The organism is Flavobacterium terrisoli, from assembly GCF_030167905.1.
Classification (GTDB): domain Bacteria; phylum Bacteroidota; class Bacteroidia; order Flavobacteriales; family Flavobacteriaceae; genus Flavobacterium; species Flavobacterium terrisoli.
The window spans coordinates 164,439-176,917 of the sequence record NZ_JARGNA010000008.1 but is presented as its reverse complement, the minus strand read 5'-3'; the positions used below and the strand labels follow the sequence as shown (position 1 = coordinate 176,917).

Here is a 12,479-nt window from a genome sequence, read left to right as displayed (position 1 = left end):
TATTGATTATGAAGAAGTTTCTGTTTTTTGGTTTGCAGCTGTTGAGTATGTTTTTGTTTGTTCTTTTGCTGAGTGGTATTTTCGGTATAATCAAAGATGTTATTAATAATAAAAAAGACCTGGCTTTTAATCTTGGCTATTGCTTTGCAGCAGTTTTAGTTTTTAGTGCATTGTTTTGGCTGAATATTAAATTATATAAATTCGCAACAAAAAGAAATAAGGAGAAATAGTATTTTACTCAATTGAAACCAACAGAAATTTACATCCTCAATCAACCCGAAAAGTACCGCAGTATGTTGCTTCACATTATTACAGTTGTTGAGCATACGTTGCCGGAAGTTAGTTTGGAATACAAATGGGGAATTCCCTATTTCTACTATAAGAAAAAACCATTTTGCTATCTCAATGCCAGTCACAAACACCAATTTGTAGATGTGGGTTTTGCCAAAGGTTTTCAGTTGAAAAATAATCTGGAGCATTTGATTGCAGATAACGGCAGAAATACAATTAAGTCATTGCGTTATTATGCTTTAGATAAAATTGAAAATGATGTTTTGGCTTCAGTTATAGAAGAAGCTAAAAAGCTATATTAAAAAAAGCCCCGAGATTCGGGGCTTTTTTAATTGTTTTTATTGTTCGCGGTTGATATAAATCCAACCTGTTTTGGCTTCACCACCACCGTTAAATTCGATGACATAATAGTAAGTACCATCCGGTAATTCATCTCCTTTATCAGATTGACCTTTCCATTCGTCTCTATACTGACTTTTACTATAAACTTTCATACCGTAACGGTTGAAGATAGTCAGGTTTCTAACATCGAATTGTGTCAAATCAAAGAAGTCATTGCTACCATCATTATTGGCAGAAATACCTTTTTGAATACCACAAGAGATTTGATCCAAAGTGATTTGTTCATTTTTGGTACAACCATCAGGTGTAGTAACCGTTACAGAGAATGTAATTGGCAGCGTTTCACTTGCAGGCGTTGAACTCAAATAGTCACTAACGTTGAAGGTATTTGAATTTGTACCGACTAATTGTAGGTCGCTATTAAACCAGTTATAACTAGCGGTATCAACATCAAAAGTACCGTTTACTGCAGTAACTTCAAGAACGAAATCATTTCCAACACAATTTCCAGTGATTTCAAAATCAAAACTACTTTGTACAGTTACCGCAAGGCTTCCATTGGTAGCACATTGACCAGCATCCGGAACAAAAGTATAGGTTGCTGAAGCTGTATTGTCAATTACTGCTGGTGTCCAGGTTCCGGTAAATCCTTCTAATGAAGTTGCCGGAAGCGTAGGAGCAGTTCCTCCGGAACAAAGCGCCGGAATTGCATTAAATGTAGCAGCTACCGGTTGGTTAACCGTAATGGTCATCGTTGCAGTCGTCGCACACGGACCTGCATCAGGTGTAAATGTGTACGTCGTGGTTGCTGTATTGTTTAAAGCCGGTGACCATGTTCCAACAAAACCTTCATTTGAAGTAGTTGGTAATGGGTTCAACGTGTCACCTGAACAAATTGGAGCTACCCCAGGGAATGTCGGTGTGATATTCGGGTTAACGGTAACCGTTAAACTTCCCTGAAGCGCACATTGACCCGTGTTTGGAGTAAATGTATAAGTTGCTGTTTGGGTATTGTCTACAGTTGCCGGATTCCAGGTTCCTGTTGTTCCTTCCAGCGAAGTTGCCGGTAACGTCACATTTTGTCCACTACAAATAGTAATAGGCGCAAATGTTGAGTTATTTGTTGGCGTTACAGTGATAGTACCGGTTAGGGTTACAGTATTACAACTTACAGTTGAGGTCACTGTGAAATTGAACGTGCCGGTTTGTGTTGGACTTCCACTAATGGTGAATGCACCGGTTGTAGCGTTATACACTCCGGTTACTCCAGATGGAAGACCGGTAACAGTAACATCAGTTGCATCAGTTGAAGCATAGACAATATTGGCAATCGCAGTGTTTACACAAACCGTTTGTGTATTATTGGCAGTTGTCAAAGTCAAAGTTACAGAAGGCGTTAGTGTAACAGTTCCGGTAACCGGACTTGAAGCACAACCCGATGAAGTAACATTTACAGCATCAAGGAAATTACCAACTGACGGATTTCCACCGGTACTTGATACTGATACAAATCTTAGGGTGTAATTATTTCCGCCACTAGCCGGAACAGTATAGGTTAAATTGTGTAAAACCCATGCTGTATTGCCATCTGTAAAGTTTCCTATGTTTACGTATGGTCCACCAGTAGGTCCGATTTCAACTCCTACGGTATCATTACCCTGACGACCTCTGTGTGCAAATGAAATTTGCAGTTGAGCTCCGGGTGATGTTGTGAAATCCTGGAATATTGTAGCTATCGAGGTTCCGTTCATTTCTATAAACTGACCGCCTTGATAAGCAAATACATTTTCAAATCCAGCTGGAGGCCATACTTCAATAACACCATCAGCAGCAGTTGTATCCCAACATGGAACAAGATTTTCATTAAGCATATTAGGGAACTGACCTGTCGCTGTTGGAGTTTCAAAACTTCCATTACAGAAAGTAGTAACCAGCGGTGTAACCACTACAGTATAGGCACCCGGTACAGATGTTACGAAACTGGCAACGTTACCAGGATTCGGGAATCCTGCAGGTACAGTCCATGCATAACTATAACTTCCCGGCACTTGAGGAGTTGCTGTGATCGTAGTGTTTTGACCGTTACAGATATTAGCACTGTTAACTGTTACTATCGGTGCTCCCGGATCAACTAAAGTTGCCGTTGGTGCCGTTACAGTACAGTTAGGCGTAACAAAGGTAAATGGACCATAAACACCGGCATTCAATCCAGTCAAGACAATTAATCCGTTTGCATCGGCTGTCATATTTGTTGGGCCAACCGTTACGGTATCATCCAAATAGGTCACTGTATATACTTGATTAGGATCTAAATTACTGATGGTAATTGTACCAGTAGTTCCACCACATGTAGCAGGGTTGGTGCTGGTTGCAACAGCAGTTCCTGTCGCATTCAAAGTAATTACATCCGTAGAGTTGATTACACAACTGTTAACGGTTAAATTAAAGTTTGAATAAGTTCCATTGCTTAATCCGGTTAAGGTATAGTTTCCATTATTATCAGTAGTAATGGTAATTGGCCCAACAGAAGTACTGTCATCTGAATAAGTCAGTGAATAGACAGTTGCAGGAGCTAAACTTCCAATGGTAATAGTACCGTCAGAACCTGTACAGGTTGTTGGATTAGTAAATGTGAATGTTGGATTTGCCTGTAACGTATAAGTAGCAATAAAATTGGCACCATTGTTATTGATTAAAATCGTGTCATCACATTCAGTGGTTGAAGTCACATCACCTGTAACTTCATAATACACTTCTATTACATAATCCCCGGCAGGATAAGCCGTTAAATCAACAGGTGATTGAGCATCATTCAATACACGTTGCCATTTTTGATCACCGGTATTACAAGGTCCACCACTTGGGAATGTACCAGCGGTACAATCTTCAAAGAAAGGAAGATTTAATGTTGTGAAAGCTCCCGGTGTTCCCGATTGCGGATAAATTCTATAGAACAATCTAGCACTACATACATTGGCAGTAGCACTTTTGAATGTTTTAACTTCAGCACCTCTTAATTTAAAGGTATTTGAATTGGAAACATAAGTTCCGAAATCAGTATTAGGGAATATATTTTCAGCAGGCCCGATGATTGAGCTTCCTGATCCAACGGTATTAAAGAAATTACCGGTTGCACAATTGGTCAACCAAACCGCACTTGCAAAACTTCCGAAAGCACAGTTTTGATAAACTGTAATTGACATGGTTGTTGTTGCAGCACATTGTCCCGGGGTCGGTGTGAATGTGTAAGTGGCAGTTTGTGTATTGTCAACTACAGAAGGAGACCAGGTTCCTGTAACCCCATTGATTGAAGTTGATGGTAACGTTGGCGCGGTATCTCCGCTACAAATAGGAGCAGGAGAAAGGAATGTAGGTGCTATCGGTGGATTTACAATCAGGTTAAAACTTCTGATTTCAAAACATTCGGTAAGGTTATTTTCTACTCTGACAAAAATTATTTGCGAGTTTGGAGTTGTATTAGTATATAATGTTGGTAGAGGGTTTAGCTCAGCGATTGCATCAGCATTAGTCAGATAATAGTTTACATTATATAAAGCAGAATCTAAACTTCCTAAGGCTGAAGCATTATTTTGACTTAAATCAAATTGAGCAAAACCTGAAACATCACAAGCTACTAAATTGTTAGGAGTTCCCGGTACAAATGGGTCATAGTATTCAATTGTAAGTGAATCTGATGAAGTACAAGTAGTACCAATATATTGAATGGTAACACCATAAACACCTGGTTGGTTGATGGTTAGGTTTGGACCGGTTTCATTAGGAATTGTGTTTCCACCATTAGTCCAGGTGAAAGTATAAAGTTCAGGATTCAAACCACTTGTAATGGTATAATCTGTTCCATTGCACAATGCTGTATTGTTGGCTTGAAGAAAATCTTCTCCCAATTCAATATTTCCAATATCCAAACTTCCTCCTTCAAGGAAAACGGCAGAGTCAAAACTGTTGTCAAAACGGTCTGCAATAACCAACTTGATATGGTACTGATTACCCGGAGTAACTGCTGAGGTAGCTGTAAGCGGAACAGTTATCCCGTTAAAATCAGCAGGAGAACCTAGAGGATCTAATCCGCCAAAGCCATAAAAAGCATCAAAATATTCAGGGTTAACAGAAGCACAACCTGCATTGTACAACATATCTCTGATGGTTACCACAGAAACAGGAGTTGTCGTGTTCGGGATTACTGCTAAATTGGTAGTTACATTGGTTGTTAAATCCGTTAATAAAAAGGCGAAGGCATCTGAATAGTTACATTGGAATGTACCATATTCTTCTGAGGCAAAAATGAAATTAAAATTGATTTCACTTACTAATGGTACAAAATCAAATTCCAGTTTGGTAGCATTATGTGAATTCATAGCTTCTCCGGTTGCTGCCAAAATGATAGCTTCCAAATCGGCGTCACCTGGCCAGGCATCGGTACCATCGCCAAGTCCTTCAGTGTTTGGACCCGGTGCTCTCATTGCGTCACCAGTCGTTAACACAATACCTTCACTAAAAGGAAATCCTGAACCGTTTTGGTTGAAATAGGCAATACCATTAGTTGAACCAAAATCGGTACCGGTTGATGAGGTAACATTCGAAACACTTGCACAAGTTGAGTTTAAGAATACATCTTCAATCAATTCGAGCGTAGTGTATGTTGTTTCGTCAGTTGATATTGGTGGAGGAATGGTTCCTATACAAACATCAAAGGTTGTGTTTTGATTAGCATCACCTGTCCAGGTATGTACTCTTATATAATAGGTTTGGCCAATAACTAAACCACTGGCAATACTTTGATTGTCAAAACTACAATAGAGTTCGGTTAAAGTACCACAAGTACCACTATATACTCCATGGACCATAAAAGTATCATTTCCTAAAAGATTATTGAAATTAATGGAGTGATCCGTAGCGGTAGCGGTAAAAGAGAACCAAACATCATCATCAGCAGTACCGCCACAAGTAGTTTCCGGTAACGCTGAAGCAGTTGCGCCAATTACAGTTCCTGATACAAATTGCACACATTCAGTTGCAGGATTTACAGGAACATCTATAGCGTTATCACATTCATCATTGGTAATTAAAGTTGCAAAAGTTAATCCGTTTGACCAGAAACTAATGTCAGCGTCATTACAAAATGCTCTTACATAAACTTTATAAAGTGTACCAGAATCTAAACCGTCATATACAAATGGGTTAGTCGTCGCAGTTACCCAGCCTGTTGCTGAAGCATCCGGTGCCGGTGCACTTGCCGGTAAAAATAAAACTTGCCATGAAGTGGCTGAACCAACTTCTGTCCAGGCTACGGTTGCGCCGGTTTGAGTTATATCTGAAACTACTAAAGCAGTCGGTCTCGGGCAGGTTGGTGGAGGTAAACAAGTCACATTGGCAACCCATCCAGGATTAGTAACAAAACCATCACTTCTGAATCGGAAGGTCAAGCAACCATCCACACTTGATGAGGTAAACGGACCAGGTATTTCTGTACCCCAATAACCTCCGGCTAAACCACCAGGTACGTTATTGGCAGGGTTATCACTTGCTATTTGTGGGTCTGTAATTGAGTTTCCGTCAAATACATATAAGGCGTCCCAGTTGGTTTCTGTATCAAAAGAAGTAAAGGTAACAGTTACCTGATCTCCGGCATTTACCGGACAGATGGTAACTATAGAATCTGAATTATTAGGGTAATTGTCCGGTCCACCTTCATCTATATAAATTCCACCACAAACCGGCGGTGCTACCTGAGTCGTTATAGATCTTGGACCTGCCCATGCGCTAAAGCCATCAACCCCACAATTTCCTCTTACATAAATATCATAACAGGTAGAAGAGTCCAGACCATCAAGTAAAAATGGACTTGCAGTAGCCGGCACACCTACAGATGAAGCATCCGGTGGTGTCGAACCACAAGTTACGGCAAATATTTCCCATGAAGTTGCAGCTCCGACATTGGTCCAGCCTACTGTAACGGAGTCTGAAGTAACGTCTGAGGTAGTAATACCTGTTGGCTGTTGACAAGCTGGTGCTGGTGCACAAGTTACATTGGCAACCCATCCAGGATTAGTAACAAAACCATCACTTCTGAATCTGAAAGTTAAACAACCATCCGGACTCGAAGAAGTAAATGGCCCTGGGATTGTTGTTCCCCAATAACCTCCGGCTAAACCACCAGGAACGTTATTTGCAGGATTCTCACTCGCTATTTGTGGCGAAGCAATTGAATTTCCGTCAAATACATATAAAGCATCCCAGTTGGTTTCTGTATCAAATGCCGTAAAGGTTACTGTAACTAAATCACCCGGAGTAACAGGGCAAATGGTAACAATTGAATCTGAATTATTGGCATAATTGGTTGTTGGACCTGCTTCATCTACGAAGTTACCTCCACAAACCGGCGGCGCTACTAAGGTTGTAAATGATTTTGGACCAGCCCATAAACTTACGCCATCCGTGGCTCCACAATTACCTCTTACATAAAAATTGTAACAAAAGGCAGAGGTTAAGCCAGTCATTGTATATGTATTTGTTGATACCTCTGTCCAACCTGTTGAAGCTGCCGTTGGTGGTGGCGCATTACATGGTAAAACCAAGACTTGCCACGATGTAGCGTTTCCAACATTGGTCCAACCTAAGGTAACCTCGTTTGGAGTAATATTTGTTGTTGTTAAAGCTGTTGGCTGCTGACAAACCGGTGGCGGAGCACAGGTTACGTTAGCAATCCATCCCGGATTATTAACAAAACCGTCACTTCTAAATCGGAAAGTCAAACAACCATCCGGGCTCGATGAAGTAAAAGGCCCAGGGATTGTTGTTCCCCAGTAACCTCCGGCCAAACCTCCCGGTACGTTAGCCGGTGGATTAGCACTCGCGATTTGAGGTGCTGCAATTGAGTTTCCATCAAAAACATATAAGGCATCCCAATTGGCTTCGGTATTAAATGCAGTAAAAGTTACTGTAACCAATTCGCCCGGAATACTTGGGCAAATGGTAACGGTTGAATCTGAATTATTGGCATAGTTTGTTGTTGGCCCGGCTTCATCCACAAAGTTACCGCCACAGACTGGAGGTAGTGTTGAAGTGGTGAAAATGCTTGATGGTCCAACCCATTCACTCGAATATCCTGTAGAACACAAAGCTCTTACATAAAATTTATAAGCTGTATTAGCATTCAATCCCGTAACTACATAAGGTAGCGGACCATTGTAAACAGTTCCAACACCTGTCGGTGTTCCTGCTGCAGGTACGATTTCAATTTCCCAAGAAGTAGCACCACTTGGATTGTCCCAGTTTAATGTAGCTCCATCTGCTGTTAATAAGGTAGCTGTTAAATTAACAGGTGCTAAACATTTTGTATTAATACTGGCACAATCAATCAACCATCTGTCACCATCTAATATTGCCAACGGTTGCGTATAAACCCTAACAAAGGAAACATATACTGATTGTCCGGCATAAGCTGATAAATCAACAATTTTTTCTTCATAAACATTGAAAGTTGTTACCAATTCAGGTTCAGTCCATTGCTGTACCAAAGCATAAGCGGCAGGATTTGTTTGCGAAGCAGTAGACGGCGCTACTTTTATTTGGTAAAGCGTTCCCTGATTCCCAACTGTAAAAGTTCGGGTATAAAAATGCAATTCACCATTTGCCGGAATGGAAACCAAAGGAGTTGCCAAATAGTCTTCGGAAGTATTTCCCTGGCCAATATTCTCCCTATTGATATAAGCCGCATTAGCGCCTTGATAAACAATGACGGGCGAAGCTATAGTACTGTTTATTCCCCAGCGTTGCCCTAATCCAACACCGTTGTCGAAAACAGCCCAGTTTCCTGTGCCTAATGTCCAGTTGGTAGATGGTAACGGATCAGGACCGGTTGTTGATTCAAAACATTCCGGAGCTAATTGAGAATAACCAGCGATTGAGAAGAAAGATGCTAACAGTAATAACGTAATTTTTTTCATATTGGTTGTTTTTGGTTGGTAGTAGTTTGTTTGTTCGTTAAAAAAAAATTATACTTTAAAAATCCCTCCGAAAGCTATAATTCTCTGCAAAAAGAAAAAATGCTGAGAAGCGCTGTCGGAATCACTATGTGTTGTTTTAATGTCATTCATATCTATATAACCTCCTTTTAATTCCGTTTGGATAAAGAAGTGTTTGAAAAATGTAAAGTTAAGTCCCACTTTCGCAGAAATTCCATATCCTGAAACATGGAAATCATCGTGTCTTTCTTTTCCTAAAAGCATGGCATTTGTTTTTGGATACAAAACACCTGCGCCAATTCCTTCCGTAATGTTAAGTTGAAATATATCAGTGTTTCGGACTTTAAACAATTTAGAAATATCATCAACCCTTGAAAATTCACTATGGATATAATTCAACCCATCAGTATGTTCAAAAGTAAGAAAATCTTCTGTAAGTACAATGGGTTCATTGTTATATGTTCCGTCAAAAGGAGTTCCTTCATTGATTTCGCCGGTTATGTTTGCTGTTTGGTTTTGGTCCATTACGTATTTCATATGATCAACGCCTATGGCAATGTTGTAATGGTCGTTGATGAAATAACCAATCCTTAAATTGGTCTGCGGAATCGTCATCCTGGCAGGGTTTACATAATCCATATGCCACCCTTTTGGTTTGTCACTCGCCGTTACATCATGCAAGGTAAAGTTGTAATTATCTCCTTTAAAATGAATGTCTGATTTAGAATAACTTTCTCTGTTTCCACCCCAATAAACAAAGAATTTACCTTTGTTGTGAGCGGTGTATTTATCCGGATTAGCTTGTTTGTCCTGAGCTGAAACAGATTGGGTTATGGTATATAATGTTAGAAATGAAAATAAAAATATTTTTTTCAAAGCTTAAATAAAATTAAAAAATTAAAATGAATTGATTGTTTTTCTAATGGCTACTAATCGGGTCATCAAACCTTCAAAATAATCCAGATGCAGCATATTGGCGCCATCACTTTTGGCATGAGCCGGATCAAAATGGGTTTCAATGAATATGCCATCCACGCCTACGGCAATTCCGGCTTTGGCAATCGTTTCAATCATATCAGGTCTTCCGCCGGTTACTCCAGCGGTTTGATTTGGCTGTTGTAAGGAATGGGTAACGTCAAGGACAGTAGTGGCATAATGTTGCATCGTTGGAATGCCTCGGAAATCAACAATCATATCCTGGTAACCAAACATGGTTCCTCTGTCGGTAACCATTACATTTTCATTTTGGCAGTCCAATACTTTTTGAACGGCATGTTTCATACTTTCCGGACTCATGAATTGTCCTTTCTTTAAGTTGACTACTTTTCCGGTTTTGGCAGCTGCGACGACTAAATCGGTTTGGCGCACCAAAAATGCCGGAATTTGTAATACATCAACATATTCAGCAGCCATCGCTGCATCTTCATTGGTATGGATATCGGTAACGGTTGGGATATGAAAAGTCTCTGAAACTTTTCGAAGAATCTTTAATGCTTTTTCATCGCCAATTCCAGAAAAACTGTCTATTCGCGAGCGGTTGGCTTTTTTGAATGAGCCTTTAAAAACGTATGGTATTTCTAATTTATCAGTTATGGTAACTAATTTCTCGGCAATTCTCATTGCCATTTCTTCGCCTTCAATAGCACATGGTCCTGCAAGGACGAAGAAATTTCCACTATCGATATTCTTGATTTGTGGAATGGTATTTATATTCATAAAATTTTGGATTTAAAAACCGCTAAGTTATGAATAATTTGGTTACATTTTATAGATATTTTGTTAAGTTATTTTTTGGCTGAAAGACCAACAGGGACAAGCAAATATCCTCTTTCATAAATATTTATGTAAAGTTTGACTGGATTTTTTTGGCCTTCCCAAGTCAGTTCATAAATATCTAAAAAACCGGCGCCCATTTCTGTTCTTTTGGTCGGAAACGGACAACAACTTTCCAATTTTGTAAAAGTGACGGTTTCTCCATTCGGCCCGGCCAATGCCCTTAAGAATCTTTCGGCATTGAGGTTTTCGTTTTTAGCGTCTTTGTAAAAAACATTTACCGGATAATCCGGATCGTAACCATATTTTTTGTCTTTGCTGTATTCGGTTAAAACAAAGGCATTTCCCTTTAGTGTTGGGATAGGAGCATTGTCATCAACGTTTTTCAAAGTAGAACGTGTGCTTACACAAGAAGTGAAAAGCGAAAGCAATAGGGCAAAAAAACTGATTTTGATTATTTTTTTCATTGATGCTGAATTTAGTTCAGAATAGTTGATTATTTTTTTTTCGATAATACAATAACCGTGCTATTTTATTTTTTGGTTCGGATAAATAACGAAACAATTGCTCCGGTCATTATTCCTTTTGACAATCCGCTGAAAGCACTTTCAACCATATAGGTATTCAAATTGAAGAATGTTTTGGCGTCTTCCAGTGACATGTATTTATTTTTGAGTTTGTATTCAATAATATTGTCAAAAAAATGTGGCGTGATACTTTTATAGATAACCAACTGGGCAATAGGCATCAGCAAAGCAATGAAAAAAGATAAAATAATGCCGCTGACAAATCCTTGTGTCCAGGTCATTTGGCCGTTGTAAATGACTTTCTTTTTTTCATTTAAAGCCAGATAAAAAAACAGGAACGCCGGAATAACAAAAAGATTAGTATAAAGGGCATATTTATCGATATAAACATCATGCAGACCGGTGAATTTTTCTCCGATGGCCCAAGCCAATACCAGTAATATAAAGCGAAGTGTCCATTTTATCTCGATGGAATAATTTTTCATGTTGTGATTTAATTTGGTTCAAAAATACTTCATTTCAATAATATTTAATAGTGGATAACATTTTTATATTTCTATTTTTGTAAAAATTATTCAGATGGAATTTATTACACATACATGGCATTGGGCTGTTTCCGGTTTTCTGATTGGAATGGTCATGCTGACGCTCAATTATTTTGGAAAAGTTTTCGGAATGTCTTCTAATTTACGTTCGTTGTGTTCCATGACCGGCATTGGAAAAAAAGTACCATTCTTTGACTGGGACTGGAAATCACAACGCTGGAATTTGGCTGTGGTCTTTGGCGCAATGATTGGCGGTTATGTGGCAGTTCATTTTTTAAGTGATGCTTCCAATGTGGATTTAAACCCAAAAACCATTGAGCAATTAGCCGCAATGGGAATTGAAGCACCAAACGGAAAATTATTGCCGGAGGCGCTTTTTGGAAACGAAATATTCCAATCGGGTAAAATGATTTTTATTTTGATTTTTGGAGGCGTTTTAATCGGATTTGGTTCGCGTTATGCCGGTGGTTGTACGTCAGGGCATGCGATTTCAGGCTTGAGCAATTTGCAGTTGCCTTCGTTAAAAGCGGTAATTGGATTTTTTGTCGGCGGATTGATTATGGCGCACTTTATTTTACCTCTAATTTTTTAAACTATGAAATTTTTAAAATATATAATCGTTGGTTTTATTTTCGGAATCATTTTGACCAAAGCCGAAGCGGTTTCCTGGTACAGAATCTATGAAATGTTTCAGTTCCAATCGTTCCATATGTATGGTATCATCGGAGTGGCCATCACTACAGGGTTAATCGGTGTTCAACTAATCAAAAGAAAACAACTAAAAGATATTGACGGTAACCTAATCGTTATCCAGGACAAAGAAAAGGGAAATGCACGCTATTGGATTGGCGGAACGCTTTTCGGATTGGGCTGGGCTATGGTTGGTGCTTGTCCCGGACCGATTTTTATTCTTCTTGGTGCCGGATTCATGAGTGTCGGACTGATATTGATCGGCGCTGTTTTGGGTACTTTTTTATACGGGGTTCTTAAAGACAAACTGCCTCATTAATAAAGAT

Annotated in this window: 9 protein-coding genes; 4 read left to right on the top strand and 5 right to left on the bottom strand. The window is 39.3% G+C overall.

Features of this window, described 5'->3' with window-relative positions:
• Positions 1-8: 8 nt before the first annotated feature.
• Together P1K33_RS12605 and P1K33_RS12600 are read left to right on the top strand one after the other, a co-directional pair.
• Positions 9-230, top strand: a complete 222-nt coding sequence (locus P1K33_RS12605; RefSeq protein ID WP_284653342.1) for a hypothetical protein — start codon at positions 9-11, stop codon at positions 228-230.
• Between the two features lie 12 nt (positions 231-242).
• Entirely contained in the window at positions 243-593 is a 351-nt protein-coding gene (locus tag P1K33_RS12600; protein WP_350028979.1) for a DUF1801 domain-containing protein, read from the top strand.
• A 36-nt stretch (positions 594-629) separates the two neighbouring features.
• Here the strand turns inward: P1K33_RS12600 and P1K33_RS12595 are convergent, their stop codons facing one another.
• The 5 genes from P1K33_RS12595 to P1K33_RS12575 all read right to left on the bottom strand — a co-directional run bounded on the left by P1K33_RS12595 (position 630) and on the right by P1K33_RS12575 (position 11,403).
• On the bottom strand, positions 630-8,600 hold the full coding sequence (locus P1K33_RS12595; RefSeq protein ID WP_284653340.1) for a choice-of-anchor L domain-containing protein: 7,971 nt from the start codon (positions 8,598-8,600) through the stop codon (positions 630-632).
• Between the two features lie 48 nt (positions 8,601-8,648).
• A complete protein-coding gene (locus P1K33_RS12590; protein ID WP_284653338.1) occupies positions 8,649-9,494 on the bottom strand; it encodes a hypothetical protein in 846 nt (281 codons plus the stop codon).
• 21 nt (positions 9,495-9,515) lie between these two features.
• Positions 9,516-10,334 (bottom strand): 3-deoxy-8-phosphooctulonate synthase, encoded by an 819-nt coding sequence (kdsA, locus tag P1K33_RS12585; protein ID WP_284653337.1) that lies wholly within the window; start codon positions 10,332-10,334, stop codon positions 9,516-9,518.
• Between the two features lie 68 nt (positions 10,335-10,402).
• Positions 10,403-10,858 (bottom strand): 2-dehydro-3-deoxyphosphooctonate aldolase, encoded by a 456-nt coding sequence (locus P1K33_RS12580; protein WP_284653336.1) that lies wholly within the window; start codon positions 10,856-10,858, stop codon positions 10,403-10,405.
• A gap of 65 nt (positions 10,859-10,923) precedes the next feature.
• Positions 10,924-11,403 carry a DUF4199 domain-containing protein gene (locus tag P1K33_RS12575; protein ID WP_284653335.1) on the bottom strand — a complete coding sequence of 160 codons (480 nt, stop codon included), beginning with the start codon at positions 11,401-11,403 and terminating at the stop codon, positions 10,924-10,926.
• A gap of 94 nt (positions 11,404-11,497) precedes the next feature.
• Between P1K33_RS12575 and P1K33_RS12570 the strand changes: the two genes are divergently transcribed.
• On the top strand, positions 11,498-12,055 hold the full coding sequence (locus P1K33_RS12570) for a YeeE/YedE family protein (protein WP_284653334.1): 558 nt from the start codon (positions 11,498-11,500) through the stop codon (positions 12,053-12,055).
• Positions 12,056-12,058: 3 nt separating this feature from the next.
• Positions 12,059-12,472, top strand: coding sequence for a DUF6691 family protein (locus P1K33_RS12565; RefSeq protein WP_284653333.1), 414 nt, complete (start codon positions 12,059-12,061; stop codon positions 12,470-12,472).
• Positions 12,473-12,479 lie beyond the last annotated feature (7 nt).

What these genes read in the sequence shown, in the direction of transcription:
- P1K33_RS12565 (WP_284653333.1), top strand. Translation starts at nt 12,059, where the DNA reads ATGAAATTTTTAAAATATATAATCGTTGGTTTTATTTTCGGAATCATT.
- P1K33_RS12580 (WP_284653336.1), bottom strand. Translation starts at nt 10,858, where the DNA reads ATGAAAAAAATAATCAAAATCAGTTTTTTTGCCCTATTGCTTTCGCTT.
- P1K33_RS12595 (WP_284653340.1), bottom strand. Translation starts at nt 8,600, where the DNA reads ATGAAAAAAATTACGTTATTACTGTTAGCATCTTTCTTCTCAATCGCT.
- P1K33_RS12605 (WP_284653342.1), top strand. Translation starts at nt 9, where the DNA reads ATGAAGAAGTTTCTGTTTTTTGGTTTGCAGCTGTTGAGTATGTTTTTG.
- P1K33_RS12575 (WP_284653335.1), bottom strand. Translation starts at nt 11,403, where the DNA reads ATGAAAAATTATTCCATCGAGATAAAATGGACACTTCGCTTTATATTA.
- kdsA (WP_284653337.1), bottom strand. Translation starts at nt 10,334, where the DNA reads ATGAATATAAATACCATTCCACAAATCAAGAATATCGATAGTGGAAAT.
- P1K33_RS12570 (WP_284653334.1), top strand. Translation starts at nt 11,498, where the DNA reads ATGGAATTTATTACACATACATGGCATTGGGCTGTTTCCGGTTTTCTG.